The sequence below is a fragment of the Limnohabitans sp. genome (assembly GCF_038134685.1).
Taxonomy (GTDB): Bacteria; Pseudomonadota; Gammaproteobacteria; order Burkholderiales; family Burkholderiaceae_C; genus Limnohabitans_A.
This window is the reverse complement of record NZ_JAYPVP010000001.1, coordinates 6618-25176: the sequence shown is the minus strand read 5'-3', so window position 1 is coordinate 25176 and position 18559 is coordinate 6618. Positions and strand designations below refer to the sequence as shown.

19 protein-coding genes are annotated in these 18559 nt (G+C 58.7%); 6 read left to right on the top strand and 13 right to left on the bottom strand.

Annotated features, from left to right (window positions below):
• Positions 1-58: 58 nt before the first annotated feature.
• Positions 59-1375, bottom strand: coding sequence for an MFS transporter (locus AAFM15_RS00135; protein ID WP_341684669.1), 1317 nt, complete (start codon positions 1373-1375; stop codon positions 59-61).
• Positions 1376-1432: 57 nt separating this feature from the next.
• Between AAFM15_RS00135 and AAFM15_RS00130 the strand changes: the two genes are divergently transcribed.
• The gene (locus AAFM15_RS00130; protein WP_341684668.1) at positions 1433-2284 is read left to right on the top strand and encodes a M48 family metallopeptidase; all 852 of its coding nucleotides are present in this window, start codon (positions 1433-1435) and stop codon (positions 2282-2284) included.
• On the opposite strand, the gene AAFM15_RS00125 is transcribed toward AAFM15_RS00130, so the two are convergent.
• Entirely contained in the window at positions 2285-2923 is a 639-nt protein-coding gene (locus tag AAFM15_RS00125) for an MBL fold metallo-hydrolase (RefSeq protein ID WP_341684667.1), read from the bottom strand.
• Between the two features lie 3 nt (positions 2924-2926).
• On the bottom strand, positions 2927-3628 hold the full coding sequence (gene pyrE / locus AAFM15_RS00120) for an orotate phosphoribosyltransferase (protein ID WP_341684666.1): 702 nt from the start codon (positions 3626-3628) through the stop codon (positions 2927-2929).
• Between the two features lie 11 nt (positions 3629-3639).
• Between pyrE and AAFM15_RS00115 the strand changes: the two genes are divergently transcribed.
• Positions 3640-4431 (top strand): exodeoxyribonuclease III, encoded by a 792-nt coding sequence (locus tag AAFM15_RS00115; protein WP_341684665.1) that lies wholly within the window; start codon positions 3640-3642, stop codon positions 4429-4431.
• A gap of 10 nt (positions 4432-4441) precedes the next feature.
• Here the strand turns inward: AAFM15_RS00115 and AAFM15_RS00110 are convergent, their stop codons facing one another.
• The 6 genes from AAFM15_RS00110 to rpmH are packed head-to-tail and all read right to left on the bottom strand — an operon-like array spanning position 4442 to position 8911.
• Positions 4442-4900, bottom strand: a complete 459-nt coding sequence (locus tag AAFM15_RS00110) for a response regulator (protein WP_341684664.1) — start codon at positions 4898-4900, stop codon at positions 4442-4444.
• A gap of 28 nt (positions 4901-4928) precedes the next feature.
• The gene (gene mnmE / locus AAFM15_RS00105; protein ID WP_341684663.1) at positions 4929-6317 is read right to left on the bottom strand and encodes a tRNA uridine-5-carboxymethylaminomethyl(34) synthesis GTPase MnmE; all 1389 of its coding nucleotides are present in this window, start codon (positions 6315-6317) and stop codon (positions 4929-4931) included.
• A 55-nt stretch (positions 6318-6372) separates the two neighbouring features.
• Positions 6373-8022 carry a membrane protein insertase YidC gene (yidC, locus tag AAFM15_RS00100; RefSeq protein WP_341684662.1) on the bottom strand — a complete coding sequence of 550 codons (1650 nt, stop codon included), beginning with the start codon at positions 8020-8022 and terminating at the stop codon, positions 6373-6375.
• Between the two features lie 8 nt (positions 8023-8030).
• Entirely contained in the window at positions 8031-8294 is a 264-nt protein-coding gene (gene yidD / locus AAFM15_RS00095) for a membrane protein insertion efficiency factor YidD (RefSeq protein WP_341684661.1), read from the bottom strand.
• Entirely contained in the window at positions 8291-8725 is a 435-nt protein-coding gene (locus AAFM15_RS00090) for a ribonuclease P protein component (RefSeq protein ID WP_341684660.1), read from the bottom strand. Before AAFM15_RS00090 ends, yidD begins: the two co-directional genes overlap by 4 nt.
• Positions 8726-8776: 51 nt before the next feature.
• Positions 8777-8911, bottom strand: a complete 135-nt coding sequence (gene rpmH, locus AAFM15_RS00085) for a 50S ribosomal protein L34 (protein WP_005798102.1) — start codon at positions 8909-8911, stop codon at positions 8777-8779.
• Between the two features lie 258 nt (positions 8912-9169).
• Here rpmH and dnaA point away from each other — a divergent pair, with 258 nt between their 5' ends.
• The 4 genes from dnaA to AAFM15_RS00065 all read left to right on the top strand — a co-directional run bounded on the left by dnaA (position 9170) and on the right by AAFM15_RS00065 (position 15380).
• The gene (gene dnaA / locus AAFM15_RS00080; RefSeq protein ID WP_341684659.1) at positions 9170-10567 is read left to right on the top strand and encodes a chromosomal replication initiator protein DnaA; all 1398 of its coding nucleotides are present in this window, start codon (positions 9170-9172) and stop codon (positions 10565-10567) included.
• Between the two features lie 76 nt (positions 10568-10643).
• Entirely contained in the window at positions 10644-11753 is a 1110-nt protein-coding gene (gene dnaN, locus AAFM15_RS00075) for a DNA polymerase III subunit beta (RefSeq protein ID WP_341684658.1), read from the top strand.
• Positions 11754-11833: 80 nt separating this feature from the next.
• Entirely contained in the window at positions 11834-14437 is a 2604-nt protein-coding gene (gene gyrB, locus AAFM15_RS00070; RefSeq protein WP_341684657.1) for a DNA topoisomerase (ATP-hydrolyzing) subunit B, read from the top strand.
• An 85-nt stretch (positions 14438-14522) separates the two neighbouring features.
• Positions 14523-15380 carry a DUF3800 domain-containing protein gene (locus AAFM15_RS00065; protein ID WP_341684656.1) on the top strand — a complete coding sequence of 286 codons (858 nt, stop codon included), beginning with the start codon at positions 14523-14525 and terminating at the stop codon, positions 15378-15380.
• 236 nt (positions 15381-15616) lie between these two features.
• On the opposite strand, the gene AAFM15_RS00060 is transcribed toward AAFM15_RS00065, so the two are convergent.
• From AAFM15_RS00060 to AAFM15_RS00045, 4 genes are all read right to left on the bottom strand, one after another.
• Positions 15617-15910, bottom strand: a complete 294-nt coding sequence (locus AAFM15_RS00060) for a hypothetical protein (protein WP_341684655.1) — start codon at positions 15908-15910, stop codon at positions 15617-15619.
• 453 nt (positions 15911-16363) lie between these two features.
• Complete coding sequence (locus tag AAFM15_RS00055; protein WP_341684654.1) at positions 16364-17548, bottom strand: type II restriction endonuclease; 1185 nt, start codon at positions 17546-17548, stop codon at positions 16364-16366.
• Between the two features lie 49 nt (positions 17549-17597).
• On the bottom strand, positions 17598-17948 hold the full coding sequence (locus tag AAFM15_RS00050; RefSeq protein ID WP_341684818.1) for a very short patch repair endonuclease: 351 nt from the start codon (positions 17946-17948) through the stop codon (positions 17598-17600).
• 51 nt (positions 17949-17999) lie between these two features.
• The coding region (locus tag AAFM15_RS00045; RefSeq protein ID WP_341684653.1) for a DNA cytosine methyltransferase at positions 18000-18559 on the bottom strand (560 nt) is incomplete at its 5' end.

The following is an 18559-nucleotide window of genomic DNA, read 5'->3' as shown; positions in this document are numbered from 1 at the left end:
TTGAGTTTACATCACTCCTGCATATTCAAGATCTGATTTTGAATTTGCAGAATTTTCTTTAAGCTTTCGCGTGCACGCGCGCCGCCAGTGCCACCAGCAGTAACACCGGTACGCCCAGCCAGGCCGTGGCCGTAAAGAAGTCGGCGTAGCCGTAGGTGTTGACGTAGTCGCCACTGAAGCCGGCAATGAATTTGGGCAGGAGCAGCATCATGGACGACAGCAGCGCGTACTGCGTGGCCGAGTAGCGGATGTTGGTCAGTGAAGACAGGTAGGCAATGAAGGCAGCAGAGGCCATGCCGCTGGACAGGTTGTCAGCCGAGATTACCCAGATGAGGGCGTTGAGGTCGTGCCCCACATGGCTGAGCCAGGCATACAGCAGGTTGCTGGCGGCGCTGAGCAAGGCGCCCAAAAACAAAATGCGCATCACGCCCAGGCGAGCCGACAACACGCCGCCCACAAAGGCGCCGACCAGCGTCATGATCACGCCGAACACTTTGGTGACGGCAGCTACCTCGTCCTTGGTGAAGCCCATGTCCACATAAAACGGGTTGGCCATGATGCCCATGACCACGTCGCTGATGCGGTACACCGCAATGAGGGACAGCACCAACACCGCTTGCCAGCGGTAGCGGTGCCAGAAGTCGGCGAAAGGTTCAATCAGGGCGCCGTGGAGCCATTCACCAATAGTGCGTGCGGGCTTGAGAGGGGCGGGCGCAGGTTCGGGTGAGGTGAGCACTGTCAGCATGCCCGGCAGCATGCTGGCCGCCATGATGGTGTAGGCCCATTGCCAGGCGCTTTGCGCGTAGCCGGTGTCTGCGCCCTGGGCATAGGCGGCCAGCCACAGTACGCCAGCGCCCGACCAGATCATGGCCAGGCGGTAACCCGTCTGGTAACTGGCGGCCAGCACGGCTTGTTCGTCGGCTTGTGCAGACTCGATGCGGTAAGCGTCCAGCGCAATGTCTTGTGTGGCCGAGCCAAACGCGACAGCCACAGCGCACCACACCAGCGGCGCCAGGGCCTGGGTGGGGTCGTAGCTGGCCATGCCCAGCAGGCCTGCAGCAATGCTCACTTGCGACAGCAGCAACCAGCTGCGGCGACGGCCCAGACGGCGCGTCAGGCCCGGCAGGGGCAGGCGGTCCACCAGCGGGGCCCAGACCCACTTGAAGCCGTAGGCCAGCCCCACCCAGCTGAGGTAGCCAATGGTGCTGCGGTCAATGCCTGCTTCGCGCAAGCGAAAACTCAGCGTGCCCAGCACCAGCAGCAGGGGCAGTCCAGCCGAGAAGCCCAACAGCAACATGCGCAAACTGGCGGGCTGCAGATACAGCGCAAAGGCGGCTAGCCAGGAGCGTTCGGGGGTGGGGGATGGGGTGTTCATGCCAGCATTATCGGTACCGTCATCGGGTGACAACTTTAAGTTTATTATTCGCGCATCATGTGTTGGCTTTGTGATCTCAAAACTTCTTCTTCCACACCTTCGCGCGTGTGGGATGCACGGCGTGGTTTTTTGTTGGCCACCAGTGCCGTCGGGGCGGACGCTGCGCTGGCGCAGGTGAATGTGGGCTCGTCCTCGCAGGTGCGCAACCTGGTGCCTGCCGAGACGCTGGAGAACTCGGCCCGCCAGCAATACAGCCAGACCCTGAGTGAGGCTCGTGCGCAGCGCGCTTTGGCGCCGGACACGTACCCGCAGCTGGTGCGCATTCGCCAAATCGCATCGCGCCTGATTCCGTTCACCGCACAGTGGAACCCGCGTGCCCGGGACTGGAAGTGGGAAGTCAACCTGATTGGCAGCAAGCAGCTCAATGCCTGGTGCATGCCGGGCGGCAAGATTGCGTTCTACACCGGCATCATTGACCAGCTCAAGCTCACCGATGACGAGATCGCCATGATCATGGGCCACGAAATGGCTCACGCCCTGCGCGAGCACGCCCGTGAGCGGCTGGCCAAAAGCCAGGTCACCAACATCGGGTTGTCGCTGGCTTCGCAGCTGTTGGGTTTGGGGCAGTTGGGCAACGTGGCGGCCGACTTGGGCACGCAACTGTTGACGCTCAAATACAGCCGTGATGATGAGAGCGAGGCTGATCTGGTCGGCTTGGAAATTGCTGCGCGCGGTGGTTACAAGCCCGAGGCCAGCGTGCAGCTGTGGCAAAAAATGCTGGCGGCCAACGGCAATGGCGGGCCGCAGTTTTTATCGACCCATCCCAGTGGCTCCAACCGCATTGAAGAGCTGCAGTCGAACCTGCCCAAGGTGCAGCGCTTGTACGAGCAGGCGCGACAGCAAGGCTGATCAGAGGTCGCGCACGTAGGGATTGCTGCGCCGTTCGCGTCCAAAGGTGCTTTCCGGGCCGTGGCCGGGAATGAACACGGTGTCGTTGCCCATGGGCCACAGGCGTGTGCGAATGCTGTCGATCAGGGTGTCAAAGTCGCCCTGCGGAAAATCGGTGCGGCCAATGCTGCCGGCAAACAGCACGTCGCCCACAAAGGCGCGGGAAATTTCCGGCGAATGAAACACCACATGGCCCGGTGTGTGGCCGGGACAGTGGCGCACATTGAGCGTGTGCGCACCGAGCGTGACGGTGTCGCCGTCTTGCAGCCAGCGCGTGGGCGTAAACGGTCGCGCGGGAGGAAAGCCATAATTCATGGCAGCTTCGGGCAGGCCTTCAATCCAGAACAAGTCGCCTTTGTTCGGACCCATGATGGGCAGGCCCAGTTGTTCCGACAAATCGGCAGCGCCGCTGCAGTGGTCCAGGTGACCGTGGGTGATCCAGACTTGTTCCAGCTTGAGGCCCAGTTTGGCCACTGCGTCGAGAATCAGGTTCAGGTCACCACCGGGGTCGATCACGGCAGCCTGCAGGCTCTGGTCGTCCCAGACCAGCGAGCAGTTTTGCTGGAAGGCGGTGACCGGGATGGTGAGGTATTTCAGCATGGCTCAGACACCGTAGCGGTCGCGGTAGGCCTGCACGGCGCTCAGGTGTTGGCCCAGTTCGTTGCCGGCTTGTGCACCCAGGTAGGCCAGCAGGTCTTCGAGTTTGGCGATGGCGCACACCTGCAGGCCCAAGGTGTTTTGCACATATTGCACGGCGCTGTGGAGAACGTCTTTGGTGGAGCCATCGGCCTGCTTTTCGGTGGCCATTTCCTGGCGGTCCAGCGCAATGGTGACCGCATGCGCGGTGGCGCCAGCAGCTTGAATCAGGGCAATCGATTCGCGAGCGGCGGTGCCGGCGCTCATCACATCGTCAATGATCAGCACGCGGCCCTTGAGCGGTGCGCCGACCAGCGAGCCGCCTTCGCCGTGGTCTTTGGCTTCCTTGCGGTTGTAGGCAAAGGGCACGTTCTTGCCCAGGCGGGCCAGCTCCACCGCGACGGCGGCGCCCAGCGGAATGCCCTTGTAGGCGGGGCCAAAGATCATGTCGAATTCGATGCCGCTGGCGATCAGGGCCTGTGCATAAAATTGAGCCAGGCGGCTGAGCTTGGCGCCATCGTCAAACAGGCCTGCGTTGAAGAAGTAGGGGCTCATGCGGCCGGCTTTGGTCTTGAATTGACCAAAGCGCAGCACGCCAGCGTCCACGGCAAATTGCACAAATTCTTGTGCCAGGGCTTTTGTATCGACAGTGCCTGCGGCATGACTCATGGGGAAATTCCTTGTTCAAACTCACCAGCCTTAACCTCAACGGTATTCGCTCGGCCACGACCAAAGGTGTCGAGGCCTGGCTGGAGCAACATGCTCCGGATTGTATTTGCGTGCAAGAGGTCAAGGCCCAGGCTGCAGATGTGGCGGGCAAATTCGAAGTGCTCGCCGGCATGAAGGGGCACTTCCAGTTTGCCGAGAAAAAGGGTTACTCGGGCGTGGGCGTGTACACCCGGCACGAACCCAGCGATGTGGTGGTGGGCTTTGACGGCGGCGAGTTCGATGCCGAGGGCCGTTATGTGGAGGCGCGCTTTGACACGCCGTCGCGCAAGCTGTCCATCATCAGCGTGTATTTTCCCAGCGGCTCGTCCGGTCCTGAGCGGCAGGAGGCGAAGTACCGATTTCTGGACAAGATGTACCCGCACCTGATGGCGCTGAAAAAAGAGCGCGACTTCATCATTTGCAGCGATGTGAACATCGCCCACAAGGAAGCCGACCTGAAGAACTGGAAAGGCAACCTCAAAAACAGCGGTTTCCTGCCCGAAGAGCGCGCCTGGATGACGCGCTTGACCACAGAGGGCGGCGTCGTCGATGTCTACCGCAAGCTGCAGCCCGACACCACAGACGCTTGCTACACCTGGTGGAGCAACCGTGGTCAGGCTTATGCCAAAAATGTGGGCTGGCGTCTGGACTACCACCTGGCCACGCCCGCTCTTGCAGAGCGAGCCCGGACAGAAGCCATCTACAAGGACGAAAAGTTCTCTGACCACGCCCCCATCACGATCGAGTACGACGTGACCCTGTGAGTCGCGCAGCTCAAGGGCTTTGGAACATTACCTTTTCCAGCTCGGCAAGGCGAAAGGGTTTGATGAGGCAGCCAACGCCCTCAGGGTGGGGGCCGTGATAGGCGCGCTCCTCAGCCATGGCAGCTGTCATGATCACCATGCGCAGAGCGGGGGCCATTTCACGCAAGCGGTGGGCCAGGGCAACGCCGCTGATGCCTGGCAGGTTCAGGTCCAGCACGGCGAATTGAACCGGCAATTTGGCGTGTTGGCCTTGTAGCCAAAGCTGGCCATCTCGCAGCTCTACGGCTTCGAGCATGGCTTCGGCCGAGGCAAAAGCGACCGACTCAATGTGTTGAAGTTCCAGCAGTAAACACAGCGCGCGGCTGATTTGCTCCTCGTCGTCCACAATCGCAACCACCCCACCCCGCATGGCCTCTGGCGTGGTCAAGGGTGTGCTTGGGTTGGTCATGGGCGGATCAAGGCTTGCCATGCTTCATTGTAGGCATGCTATTGGCCGATTATTTGCCGATGCAGAATTTGGAGAAGATCACGCCCAGCAGATCGTCGGCGCTGAACTCGCCGGTGATCTCGCCCAAAGCGTTCTGGGCCTGACGCAGTTCTTCAGCCAGCAGATCCAGGCTCTGTGCCTGAGCTTGCAGGTGCTCATCGGCCAGCGCCAGATGCTCATTGACGCGCTGCAAGGCTTGCACATGTCGCTCACGGGCGATGAACAGGCCTTCGGGCGCTTGTTGCCAGCCAGCCTCGTGCAGCAGGCGCTGGCGCAGGGCTTCCAGGCCCTCACGCGTTTTGGCCGAGAGCACCAGGCCGTCAGCCTGGGCAGGGATGCTGGCGGCATCGGCCTTGTTCCACAGGTCAATCACGGGCACGCCTGCAGGCAGACGTTGCTGCAGGGTGTGTGCAATGTCGGCGTCGGACTGCTTGTAGTCTGGCAAGGCCACACGCGTGAGGTCGTGCAGGAACAGCACTGCGTCGGCTTGCTCAATCTGTCCCCACGCCCGCTCGATGCCGATTTGTTCGACCTGATCCACGTCCTCGCCCTCGCGCAGGCCAGCGGTGTCGATGATGTGCAAAGGCACGCCCTCGATCTGGATGGTTTGCTGCACCACATCGCGCGTGGTGCCTGCAATTGGCGTGACGATGGCCAGCTCGGCGCCCGCGAGCGCATTGAGCAAAGAACTTTTGCCAGCGTTGGGCTGGCCGGCGATGACCACCTTGATGCCCTCGCGCAGCAAGGCGCCTTGGCGTGCGCGTTGCATCACTTGTTGCAGTTGCTGGCGCAGGCGTGACAACTGGCCTTGTGCATCTGCTTTTTGCAAAAAGTCGATTTCCTCTTCCGGAAAATCCAGTGTGGCTTCGACCAGCATGCGTAGATGAATGAGCGCGTCGCGCAGCGTATGGACCTCGCGCGAAAACTCGCCCGCCAACGACCGGCTGGCGCTGCGTGCTGCAGCTTCGGTGCTGGCGTCGATCAGGTCGGCAATCGCTTCGGCCTGCGCGAGATCGATCTTGTCGTTCAGAAAAGCACGTTCTGAAAATTCGCCGGGCTCTGCGACGCGCAAACCCGGCAGGCAGGTTTTGGCCAGCTCAAGACACCGCGCCACCAGCAACTGCAACACCACGGGCCCGCCGTGGGCCTGCAGCTCCAGCACATCTTCGCCCGTGAAAGAGTGCGGGGCCGCAAAGTACAGCGCCAGGCCGTGGTCGATGGGGCTGCCGTCTGCGTCAGGGAACGCAAGATAGGTGGCTTCTCGGGCTTTCAGCTCGCGCGCAAACAGCGCTTTGACCAAGGGCTGCAACTGCTTGCCTGACACGCGCACAATGCCCACCGCACCGCGCCCCGGGGCGGTGGCAACAGCAACGATGGGGTCCTGATGTCGGGCGAGCATGATGTTGGATGTGAAACAGGCCGCTTGAGCGGCCTGTGGAGTCAAAGTGTCGGGCTTACTTGAACTTGGGCAAGTTGAACTCGGGTGGCACACCCAGGCGGGTGTTGATCATCCACTGCTGTGCAATGGTCAACACGTTGTTGGTGATCCAGTACAGCACCAGACCGGCCGGGAAGAAGAAGAACATCACGCTGAAGGCCAGCGGCATGATCCACATCATCTTGGCTTGCATCGGGTCGGGCGGAATCGGGTTGAGCGCCGTTTGCAGCACGGTGGTCAAGGTCATGACAATCGGCAGGATGTAGTAGGGGTCTGGTGCCGACAGGTCGGTGATCCAGCCCACCCACGGTGCATGACGCATTTCCACGCTGGACAGCAGCACCCAGTACAGCGCAATGAACACCGGAATCTGGATCAGCATCGGGAAGCAGCCACCCATGGGGTTAACTTTTTCCTCGCGATAGATACGCAGCATTTCCTGCTGCATTTTTTGCGGGTCGCCTTTCAGGCGTTCGCGCATTTCAGCCACTTTGGGGTTGATGGCTTTCATCTTGGCCATGCTGGCGTAGGCCTTGGCATTGAGCCAGTAAAACGCCAGCTTGATGGTCAGCACCAGCGCCATGATGGACCAGCCCCAGTTCAGGATGAAGCTGTGCAGCTTGTCCAGCAACCAATACAGCGGTTTGGCCAGCATGGCCAGCCAGCCGTAGTCCTTGAGCAAGTCCAGGCCGGGGGTCAGGGCTTCCAGCATTTTTTCCTGCTGAGGGCCGATGAACAAACGGTTTTCAATGGCTTTGCTCTGGCCGGCAGCGACTTCACCCAGGGGCGTGATCATGCCCACGGCAAAAAGGTTGTCGCCCACTTTGCGCACAAAGTTTTCGCGCTGCACGCCCTGGTCCAGCAACCAGGCCGAAGCAAAGTAGTGCTGCACCATGGCCACATAGCCGTTGTCCGATTGTTTGTTGATTTCGGCATTGCCTTTGGCGATGTCTTCAAAGTCCACTTTCTGGTACTTGGCGGCTTCGGTGTAGATGGCCGGACCGGTGAACGTGGAGTAGAACTGTGACTCGCCTTCGGGCTTGTTGCCATCGCGCACGAGCTGCATGTACAGCTGCGGCTGCACTGCAGCCGAGCCTGCATTGATGACTTCGTTCTTGACGCCAATGGCGTAGCTGCCGCGCTTGAAGGTGTAGGTCTTGACCAGCTTGACGCCGCCTACTGCATCAGACTCGAACCGCACGGACAGGCTGTCCTGGCCTTCGGCCATCTGGCGCTCACCGCTAAAGCGCATGGGGCTCTTGTGGTTGGGGAAGTCTCCGCCAATCAGGCCGGTTTGAGCCATGTAGCGGCGCTCTGCGCTGTCGTCGAGCAGCACCAGAGGCTTCTTGTCGTTATTGAGCAGCTTGGTGAACGAGGTCTGCACAATCGAGCCGCCTTCGGTGTCAAAGCGTACGTTGAACAAATCGGTGCTCACCTCAATCAGCTCACGTTTGGCAGCAGATGCGCCAGCAGCGCCTGGCAGCTGGGCGCTGCCCTGGGCCGCGCTGGCTGTTGGCAAGGAACCATCGGCCTTGGCTGCTGCTGCAGACGCCGGTTGCGCAAAGAAGGTGGCGGGCTGGCCATTGTGTATTTGCCATTTGTCCCAGAGCAGGACCATGGAGAAGCCAAAAATCACCCACAGGATGGATCGACGGATATCGTTCATGCGACTACTTACTTTGACGAGGTGTGGGAAAACAAACCAGTGAAAAGGCCGGACACTTTTTCGGGGACCGGGTCAGGACCGCCTGCGCACCATGGGTGGCAACGAACCAGCCGACGCGCTGTCAGGTAACTGCCCACGCCGGCGCCATGTTTTTCAAACGCCTGCAGAGCATACAGCGAACACGTGGGCTCAAAGCGACAAGCCGAACCCAAACTGGGGCTCAGCAGCAAACGGTAGCCGCGCACCAGCGCCATCAACAGGCGGCGCATCATGCGGCCTCCTTGGGGCAGGCACGGCTGAACAGCTCCATCAGCTCGTTGCGAACGGCCTGCTTGAGGGCGTCCGAGCTGGCGCTGACAAATTGTTTGCGGTCAAAGCCCGCACGCAGACGCACCACATGGGCGGCTGGCGGCAAGCGTTGTTCAAACAAGGTGCTCACGTTGTAAATCTGTCGTTTGATGGCGTTACGGGTGACGGCGCGGCGCGCCCAGCGTTTGGGAACCATGGCACCCATCCACAGTTGCGGAAAGCCAAAAAGGGTCTGCGCCGTCTCCGGTGCAGACCCTGATGTGGGAGCTGGTGCGCTGGCGACCTGCGGCTGCGCTGCCCAGACCAGACGGTGCAGGGCAAAGTGCGCTGTGCGCGAAACCGTACCGCCGGCCAGGGTGGCTTGAAATTGTGGGCGTGTCTTTAAACGCTGCACGGGCAGGCCTGACCCTGATCATGGCTGCACAGGACTGCGCAGCCATCGACCTTAGACAGCCAGACGCTTGCGGCCCTTGGCGCGACGTGCGTTGATGACGGCGCGGCCACCACGGGTCTTCATGCGGACCAGAAAGCCATGGGTGCGGGCGCGGCGGGTTTTGGAGGGCTGATAAGTGCGTTTCATGATTCTTCTTCCTTTGCCTTCTTTGGGATCAAGGGCGCGCAACGCACCCCGCCCACTTGGCGAAACCGTCGATTATCGCAAACTTTTTGTGCTGCAGCAAATCCCCCGGTCGTGAACTTCGGAATTTCCCTGCCCCGAAGTCTTCAAAACTGGTTTATGATCCCTCTCCGATTGCCAAAACGGCCTGTGGATAAGCTTTTGATAACCTTCATCTGCAGCGGCAAATAACAAACACAAGTCCACAAAAACAACAACATCATGACCCTTGAATTCTCAGAGACGCTGGCGCCAGATGCCGGCCAGGCCCTGTGGGCGGCCACCCTGGAAATGCTGTCCCGTGACATGCCCGAGCAACAGTTCAACACCTGGATCAAGCCATTGCATGTGCAGGTCAGTGACGATCTGTCCAGTGTCACCATTTTTGTGGCCAATCGTTTCAAGATGGACTGGATCCGTGCCCAGTATCTGGCCCGGGTGGCGGCCGTGCTGGAAGAAGTGCAGGGTGTTCCGGTTCAAATTGAGTTAGCGCTTACTCCTCGTGAAGCTCCCGCCAAGCATGGATCTGAAAGACGCTCTTCGCCCACTCAAGTTGCTGCTGCAGAGCGGGTGGGTGTTGAGCCCGACGAGCCTGCTTTTCGTCACCGCCTGAACACGGCCTTGACTTTTGAGACCTTGGTCGAGGGCTCGGCCAACCGCATGGCGCGTGCTGCGGCCATGCATGTGGCCTCGGCGCCCGGGCAGCTGTACAACCCCTTGTTCATCTACGGCGGCGTGGGTTTGGGCAAGACGCACTTGATGCACGCCATTGGCAACAAGCTGCTGCTGGACAAGCCGGATGCCAAAGTTTTGTACATTCATGCCGAACAATTCGTCTCGGATGTGGTTAAGGCCTACCAGCGCAAGACCTTTGACGAGTTCAAGCAGTTCTACCACTCGCTGGACCTGCTCTTGATTGACGATGTGCAGTTCTTTGCCAACAAGGACCGCACTCAAGAAGAATTCTTCAACGCTTTTGAGGCCTTGCTGGCCAAAAAGTCGCACATCGTGATGACCAGCGACACCTACCCCAAGGGCCTGACCGATATCCACGAGCGCCTGGTGTCGCGCTTCGACTCGGGTCTGACGGTGGCCATCGAGCCGCCCGAGCTGGAAATGCGGGTGGCGATTTTGATCAACAAGGCCATCAGCGAAGGCAGCGAAATGCCCGAAGAAGTGGCGTTTTTCGTGGCCAAGAACGTGCGCTCCAACGTGCGTGAGCTCGAAGGCGCCTTGCGCAAGATCCTCGCCTATGCCCGCTTCAACCAGAAAGAAGTGTCCATCCAGCTGGCGCGCGAGGCGCTGCGCGACCTGCTGTCCATCCAGAACCGTCAGATCAGCGTGGAAAACATCCAGAAAACCGTGGCCGATTACTACAAGATCAAGGTCGCGGACATGTACAGCAAAAAGCGTCCGGCCAGCATTGCCCGCCCGCGCCAGATTGCCATGTACCTGGCCAAAGAGCTCACCCAAAAGAGCTTGCCCGAGATTGGCGAGAGCTTTGGCGGGCGCGACCACACCACGGTTTTGCATGCGGTACGCAAGATTGGGGCTGAGCGCCAGCAGATGACCGAGCTCAACCAGCAGCTGCACGTGCTGGAGCAGACGCTCAAAGGTTGAGAAAAAGACCAAAAAAGACCCAAAAACAGGCGAAAATGCTTGCTGACATCAGCCTGCATCCATTGAAGAGGAAGACATGATCGTTCTGAAGGCCACCCAAGACAAATTGCTGTCGGTGCTGCAATCCGTTGCAGGCATTGTCGAGCGCCGTCACACCCTGCCTGTACTGGCCAACGTGATGATCCGCAAAGCCGGCCATGCCCTGCAGCTGACCACCAGCGATCTGGAAATCCAGATCCGCACCACCACCGAAATGGATGGCGACCCCGGCGACTTCACCACCACCGTGGGCGCCCGCAAGCTGATCGACATTTTGCGCACCATGCCTGCCGACCAGACGGTGAGCCTGGAGTCTTCGCAAAGCAAGCTCATCCTCAAGGGTGGCAAGTCCAAGTTCACGCTGCAGACCTTGCCTGCGGAAGACTTCCCGCTGGTGCAGGAAGCGCCCAGCTTCGGCCCGAAGTTCAGCATCCCGCAAAAAACGCTCAAGACCTTGCTCAGCCAGGTCTCGTTTGCCATGGCGGTGCACGACATTCGCTACTACCTCAACGGCATTTTGTTTGTGGCCGAGGGCAAAAAGCTGGCGCTGGTCGCCACGGACGGCCATCGTCTGGCCTTCAGCAGCGCCACGCTCGAAGAAGAAGTGCCCAGCAAACAGGAAGTGATCCTGCCGCGCAAGACCGTGCTGGAGCTGCAGCGCTTGCTGAGCGACAACGACGGCGCTATCGACATGCAGTTTGCCAACAACCAGGCCAAGTTCAGCTTTGACGGCATGGAGTTCGTGACCAAACTGGTCGAGGGCAAGTTCCCCGACTACAACCGCGTGATTCCCAAAGGCCATCGCAACAGCTTGACGCTGGGTCGCCAGGCGCTGTTGCAGTGTCTGCACCGCACCGCCATTCTGACCAGCGAAAAGTTCAAGGGCGTGCGCCTGAGTGTGGAGCCCGGCACCCTGCGCGTGGCGTCCACCAACGCCGAGCAGGAAGAGGCCGTGGACGAACTCGACATCGATTACAGCGGCGACAGCATCGAGATCGGTTTCAACGTGAGCTACATCATCGACGTGCTGACCAACATGGACCAGGACATGGTGCGTGTGGACCTGCAGGACTCCAACAGTTCCGCCTTGCTCACCATCCCCGAGGACGACAAGTTCAAGTACGTGGTGATGCCCATGCGCATCTGATGCAGGCTGCAAGCAACGCGCGCAAAACCCGCCAGCCCCTGGCGGGTTTTTGACCATTAAAGCGACAGAGAATTTTGACCATGACCGAAGAAAACAAGCCCAGCGAAGACGCCTTCACCACCGCCCAGCCCAAGATCGACGCGCATCAGGCGGGTGCCTCCGAAGGCTATGGCGAAGGCGCCATCCAGATCCTGGAAGGCCTGGAAGCCGTGCGCAAGCGCCCCGGCATGTATATCGGCGACACGTCTGACGGTACCGGTCTGCACCACCTGGTCTTCGAGGTCGTGGACAACTCGATCGACGAAGCACTGGCGGGCCACTGCGATGACATCGTCGTCACCATCCACACCGACAACTCCTTGAGTGTGACCGACAACGGTCGTGGCATTCCGACCGGCGTGAAGATGGATGACAAGCATGAGCCCAAGCGCTCTGCCGCCGAAATCGCGCTGACCGAGCTGCACGCGGGCGGCAAGTTCAACCAGAACAGTTACAAGGTCTCGGGCGGTCTGCACGGCGTGGGCGTTTCGTGTGTGAACGCCCTGTCCAAGTGGCTGCGCCTGGTCGTGCGCCGCGATGGCAAGGTGCACCAGATCGAGTTCGCCAAAGGCTTTGTGCAAAACCGCATCATCGAATCGGTGGACGGCGTCGAAGTCTCGCCCATGAAGGTCACCGGCGCCACCGACAAGCGCGGCACCGAAGTTCACTTCCTGCCCGACACCGACATCTTCCAGCAGAACAACGACTTCCACTACGAGATCCTGGCCAAGCGTCTGCGCGAGCTGTCCTTCCTCAACAACGGCGTGCGCATTCGCCTGAAGGACGAGCGCAGCGGCAAGGAAGACGACTTCTCGGGCGCTGGCGGCGTCAAAGGTTTTGTGGACTTCATCAACGCCAACAAAAAGGTGCTGCACCCCAACGCCTTCCATGCCATGGGCGAGCGCCCTGCCGACAGCTACGGCGGCATCCCCGGCACCAGCATCGGTGTCGAAGTCGCCATGCAATGGAACGACGGCTACAACGAATCGGTCCTGTGCTTCACCAACAACATCCCGCAGCGTGACGGCGGCACCCACCTCACAGGCCTGCGCGCCGCGATGACCCGTGTGATCGCCAAGTACATCGAGAAAAACGAGATCGCCAAAAAGCAAAAAGTCGAAGTCAGTGGCGACGACATGCGCGAAGGCCTGTGCTGCGTGCTGTCGGTCAAAGTGCCCGAGCCCAAGTTCAGCAGCCAGACCAAAGACAAGCTGGTGTCGAGTGAAGTGCGCGCCCCGGTGGAAGACATCGTGGCCAAAGCACTCAACGACTATCTGGAAGAACGCCCCAACGACGCCAAGATCATCTGCGGCAAGATTGTGGAAGCCGCCCGCGCGCGCGAAGCCGCTCGCAAAGCCCGCGAAATGACACGCCGCAAAGGCGTGCTCGACGGCATGGGCCTGCCCGGTAAACTGGCCGACTGCCAGGAAAAAGACCCAGCCCTGTGCGAAATCTACATCGTCGAGGGCGACTCCGCCGGCGGCTCGGCCAAGCAAGGCCGCGACCGTAAATTCCAGGCCATCCTGCCCCTGCGCGGCAAGATCCTGAACGTCGAAAAAGCCCGCTACGAAAAGCTGCTCTCGTCCAACGAAATCATCACGCTGATCACGGCGTTGGGCACCGGCATCGGTAAAGCCGGTGAAGACAGCGGCAAGAGCAACAGCGACGACTTCAACCCGGACAAGCTGCGCTACCACCGCATCATCATCATGACCGACGCGGACGTGGACGGCGCGCACATCCGCACGCTGCTGCTGACCTTCTTCTACCGCCAGATGCCCGACCTGGTCGAGCGCGGCCACATCTACATCGCGCAGCCGCCGCTCTACAAAGTCAAGAACGGCAAAGAAGAGCTGTACCTGAAAGACGCAGGCGCCCTGGACAGCTACCTGCTGCGTGTGGCCATGAACCACGCCGCCGTGCACACCGGCGGCAGCGCACCGCAAGTGCTGACTGGCGAAACGCTGGAAACCCTGGCGCGCAAGCACCAGGTGGCCGAAGCCGTGATCGCACGCCTGTCCAACTTCATGGACCAGGAAGCCCTGCGCGCGATTGCCGATGGCGTGGCCTTGAACCTGGACACGCTGGAAGACGCCGCCGCCTGCGCCCCCGCGCTTCAGGCCAAGTTGCGCGAGCTCAACACCACCGGCGTGCCCGCCGAAGTGGCCGCCGAGTTTGACGTGCGCACCGACAAGCCCATCCTGCGTATCAGCCGCCGCCACCACGGCAACATCAAGAGCAGCCTGCTCACCCAAGACTTTGTGCACGGCGCTGACTACGCCGCGCTGGCCGAAGCGGCCGACACCTTCCGCGGCCTGCTGGGTGAAGGTGCCAAAGTTACCCGTGGCGAAGGCGACAAGCAAAAAGAAGACAAGGTCGCCGACTTCCGCCAGGCCATGCAGTGGCTCATTGGCGAAGCCGAACGCACCACCGCCCGCCAGCGCTACAAAGGCCTGGGCGAAATGAACCCCGAGCAGCTGTGGGAAACCACCATGGACCCTACCGTGCGCCGCCTGCTGCGCGTGCAAATTGACGACGCCATCGAAGCCGATCGTGTGTTCACCATGCTCATGGGCGACGAAGTGGAGCCGCGCCGCGACTTCATCGAAACCAACGCACTGCGGGCGGGGAATATTGACGTTTGAGTGATTGAACTGCCGAAACCCCGCCACCAACGGCCACAGAGAGTCGGGCGGGTTTCGATGATGGCCAGGCCAAGGGAGGCACTGAATGGCACGTGAGCTCGTTCTTTACTGCGACGAATCCGACTCATCCGGCAAGCACTTTGCCAACTTTTATGGTGGTGCTTTGGTTGAGTCCATTCACCTGAAGGAGGTGGCTACACGTCTTGCCACCCGCAAGCAGACACTGAATCTTCTGGGAGAGGTCAAATGGCAAAAGATCACCGAGCCTTATGCCCAGAAATACATGGCCTTGGCGACAGAAATTTTTGATCTGGTCCGAGAAGGCAAACTCAAGCTGCGCGTCATGTTCACGCAGAACTACTTTTCAGCCCACCGCCTGACATCGGAGCAAAGGGAAAACGGCTTCTTCCTGCTTTATTACCAGTTCATCAAACATGCCTTCGGTTTGAAGTTCGCTGGCTTGCCTGACCGACCCGCAGCAGGTATCCGCATTTACTTCGACAAATTGCCAGATACGGCAGAGAAATGCTTGGCCTTCAAAGGCTTTGTGACGGGGTTGAATCAAAACAGTGAATGGCGCAGGGCGGGGATTTCAATTCGACAGGATCAACTGGCCGAAATTGACTCCAAGGAACATGACATCCTGCAAGCACTGGATCTGGTCCTGGGCGCCATTCAGTTCCGGCTGAATGACAAGCACAAAGAAAAGCCCGAAGGTAGCGCACGGCGTGGCAAACGCACCATCGCAAAGGAACGGGTCTACAGACACATCCTCTCCGAAATCCGGACTACATATGGCGGCAAGGCTTTCAACATTGGAACCAGTACTGGGCGCCCAAACGGTATGCAGCATCTTTGGCATGACCCGTACCGTCATTGGCTTTTCAAACCTGCCAATGCCGCTGTCCGCCCCGAGTTTTCGAAGAAGCAGAAGACAAAATAAAAGGCCCCGCGTTCACTACATTAGCGTCCCAAGTGGAACTTGGGCGTTCGTGAATCGAAGGGCCTGTTTGAATTCTAACAGCTGGCCGAGTTGTCCGCCAAGTCACCTAGGGAAGGATTGATTGACATTCCGCAGTTGCGGACAAGAGCATCTTGCAACAAACCAGAAGTTCAACACGGTCAAGGTTCCGCGAATGTTATCCTGAGCGGCACATCGGGATTCCCTGTCTATCAAAACTATTTTTTGGACGCGGCGCCGAAAATGAATCCCAAGCCGGCGCTTATTAATCCTCCGAGCGCCTTGCGCGAATCGACAAGGTCTGGTGTGGACGTCATAAACATTGACACCGCCAGCATGACAAACGACCCGATTACAAGAAATCCCGCTATGTTCGTCGGGGCAGTAGCACCACTACCAAAGAATTTCCCCAGTACGCCGGATTCCAAGTCCATCTTCTTGCTTGCAAGTCTACCGGTCAGGTCGTCATCAGCAGCCCCGAACGTAGCTGGATTTTCGTCAACGCCGTTCATGAAGCATCCTTCCTGAGCTCGGGAGGAATCATGTTGAGAGCACCCAACGCATGGTGCCAAAGGTTCCCACAGTTATTGCATGCAACAACGACCGCAGGAACGCCGCCACCGCCTACAACAAAGCCCCCGCTTAGCGGCTGCATTGTCAATAGCGTCTCATCAATGATAGAAAACTGGCTGTGGCCGCACCTGTCACAAGGCTTGTTTGCCCCCTTGCGTTGCAATGCGGAAGCGAGTTCATTTAGCCGTGTTTGGTCCATTGTCTTGCTCTGAATTGACCCGGATCTACTAGACACTTCCGAGCTGTTGGGATTGACGTTTTTCGAACTCTACCGGAGAAACGCCGCCAGAAGTATTGCGGCGGCGCTTGGGGTTGTAGAACAACTCGATGTAGGGAGGCATCGGATTGTGCATCTTACCGGGTGAGGTAAATCTGGCGGGTAACCCCAAAACTCACTTTACTACGGTGACAAATTCAGACAGGTTCATTGTCATTCCCGTGGGTGCCTGATATGTCGCCAGAACTGTCGGGGTACTGACCAGAGTCAAAGAAGCTGCCTGCATCTCACGCAGTTGATTTTCGGAAATGGCTGTTTCGAGCGTGAACAAATGTTTTTCGGGGATTTTGGCGGCTTCTGTCAGCACCTGCCGCCATCGATCCTTGCAGGTTGTCTTGGCACCGAGCATCCTTAATGGAGGCGATTCAACTCCGACAGCGTGATACTCATGCGCTCCCGGAAACAAAAAATCAGGTCGCGAATTATTTTCGGTTCGTGCACCGCGTTCGTAACGTACAGCGTTCGCGTCAAATACAGCTGACAGATGGTTTTCCAAAGCATGACCTACCCGGGACTTCCTTCTGTTCTGCACTGAAAGTGAAAAGCTGATGAAGTCCTCGACCTCAGCAAAGCCGGAGATGAGCCTTTCCTTGACGATTGATCGCTCAAGTGCACGGAACAGGATTTCTTCATGCTCCATCCATGCCTCCAATGCACCATCCGGGTCATCAATTGCCGAAACAGGACTGGGCAAAGTATCCCGTGCGTATTGCGAGAAAACCTTGGTGGCCGGAAATGTTTTGTTGAATCTGCTTAGCAGTTGATCTAAATCCAGCGCAAAACTTTGGGCCGCTTCAATGCCCATGGCCTCCAGAATTTGTCGCGTGGCCAGAGTAATTCGCGATTCCTTGATGGAACTGTCTACCAGCCAGCGGCCAACAGGCTGCTCCATTTCGAACAGGTGTCTCAGGCGATATTCCTCCGGAGAGCCTGGCCTTGCAATTGCTATCAACAATTTGCCTGTTGTCTGCATTCCAATCAGGCAGAAATCGCCTTCCCGCAGAAGTTCGGTTACCGGATTGCGGCGATAGTAAAGTCGGTATTCAGCGCTGCGATGTGTCTGCCCAACACGCGTGTCGTACCAAGTGACACGGTCTTCGCAGGCTTCAGGTTCATCAGCATCAGGATTGAAATACAGAAAGGTTGCCTCAAAAATGACCTTGGATGTACCGGGGTCGCCCAGGATGGCCGTGAATTTGTTTGAGTTTATTTCGTGCTGGTTCGATGTACTGGGTGTCGCATCTACGGCACTAAGGTATTTGGCAGCAACGCCGGTGAAACAGGATCGGAGCGTGGTCATACGATCGGAGCTTATTTGGTTGCATTAAGTATGCACGACAAATGCTCGATCACGCGATTCGGCTCTTGGTAGCGGGTTTCGCGCAACTCGCATTCCCAGACGACACAAACGCGCCAACCCATAGCCTCAAGATCAGACACGGTGCAAGCGTCCCGTTCGGCATTCTTGTTGATCTTCTGAACCAAAAATCACTATTGCTGTCGGGCCACTTGAAGTATCGACACTCGTGTTTGTGCCAAAAACAGCCATGTATGAAGATGGCAATTTTCCGGGAAGGAAATACCAAGTCAGGACGGCCGGGCAGTCCGGCCCCACCTAGCCTGTACCGGAATCCCCTAGCATGCAATGCCTTGCGAACAAACAATTCCGGCTTGGTGTCCTTGCCTCGGATGCCGGACATCATCCGGCTCCGTGTGGCTTTGTCTACAACGTCTGTCACGCGCTTTATTAATCAGGCCGCCTTGCGCACAGTCGTTTGTTGTGCTTCAGTGCCTTCGACGATCATGGGCTGCATTGCTCGGGCAACAGCCTGCATCACTGGCACGACAACCGAGTTGCCGAACTGTTTGTAGGCACGCGTGTCCGAAACGGGAATCTCGAACGAATCCGGAAAGCCCATGAGGCGTGCACACTCGCGCGGCGTGAGACGGCGTGGGTTCTTCTGCTCGCCCTGATACAGCAGGATTTCAGATCCATCCTTGTAATAGCGGGCCGACAGGGTTCTGGTAACGGACTGTGCGGTAACCATCCCGTACCCAAAGCCGTTACCAGCCGCCTGATGCTTTTTCTTGTAGTTCTGCAAATACGCCCAGAGCTTGTCGGTCAATGTGTATTTGTCGTGGACCTTGTGCTTCTTGTGGTCGTAATAACGATCACCGTCATGTTCGATGAACGGCTCCCCAGACTTCTTGTGCAGGATCTCGCCAAGTTGGCGATTACCTTTTTCGGGCAGGTCGACCATGTCCCAGTCAAAGATCACCGGATCACGGAACCCGACGATCAGAATGCGTT

What these genes read in the sequence shown, in the direction of transcription:
- AAFM15_RS00135 (WP_341684669.1), bottom strand. Translation starts at nt 1,375, where the DNA reads ATGAACACCCCATCCCCCACCCCCGAACGCTCCTGGCTAGCCGCCTTT.
- AAFM15_RS00130 (WP_341684668.1), top strand. Translation starts at nt 1,433, where the DNA reads ATGTGTTGGCTTTGTGATCTCAAAACTTCTTCTTCCACACCTTCGCGC.
- AAFM15_RS00125 (WP_341684667.1), bottom strand. Translation starts at nt 2,923, where the DNA reads ATGCTGAAATACCTCACCATCCCGGTCACCGCCTTCCAGCAAAACTGC.
- pyrE (WP_341684666.1), bottom strand. Translation starts at nt 3,628, where the DNA reads ATGAGTCATGCCGCAGGCACTGTCGATACAAAAGCCCTGGCACAAGAA.
- AAFM15_RS00110 (WP_341684664.1), bottom strand. Translation starts at nt 4,900, where the DNA reads ATGGCAAGCCTTGATCCGCCCATGACCAACCCAAGCACACCCTTGACC.
- mnmE (WP_341684663.1), bottom strand. Translation starts at nt 6,317, where the DNA reads ATGCTCGCCCGACATCAGGACCCCATCGTTGCTGTTGCCACCGCCCCG.
- yidC (WP_341684662.1), bottom strand. Translation starts at nt 8,022, where the DNA reads ATGAACGATATCCGTCGATCCATCCTGTGGGTGATTTTTGGCTTCTCC.
- yidD (WP_341684661.1), bottom strand. Translation starts at nt 8,294, where the DNA reads ATGATGCGCCGCCTGTTGATGGCGCTGGTGCGCGGCTACCGTTTGCTG.
- rpmH (WP_005798102.1), bottom strand. Translation starts at nt 8,911, where the DNA reads ATGAAACGCACTTATCAGCCCTCCAAAACCCGCCGCGCCCGCACCCAT.
- dnaA (WP_341684659.1), top strand. Translation starts at nt 9,170, where the DNA reads ATGACCCTTGAATTCTCAGAGACGCTGGCGCCAGATGCCGGCCAGGCC.
- dnaN (WP_341684658.1), top strand. Translation starts at nt 10,644, where the DNA reads ATGATCGTTCTGAAGGCCACCCAAGACAAATTGCTGTCGGTGCTGCAA.
- gyrB (WP_341684657.1), top strand. Translation starts at nt 11,834, where the DNA reads ATGACCGAAGAAAACAAGCCCAGCGAAGACGCCTTCACCACCGCCCAG.
- AAFM15_RS00065 (WP_341684656.1), top strand. Translation starts at nt 14,523, where the DNA reads ATGGCACGTGAGCTCGTTCTTTACTGCGACGAATCCGACTCATCCGGC.
- AAFM15_RS00060 (WP_341684655.1), bottom strand. Translation starts at nt 15,910, where the DNA reads ATGAACGGCGTTGACGAAAATCCAGCTACGTTCGGGGCTGCTGATGAC.
- AAFM15_RS00055 (WP_341684654.1), bottom strand. Translation starts at nt 17,548, where the DNA reads ATGACCACGCTCCGATCCTGTTTCACCGGCGTTGCTGCCAAATACCTT.
- AAFM15_RS00050 (WP_341684818.1), bottom strand. Translation starts at nt 17,948, where the DNA reads ATGTCCGGCATCCGAGGCAAGGACACCAAGCCGGAATTGTTTGTTCGC.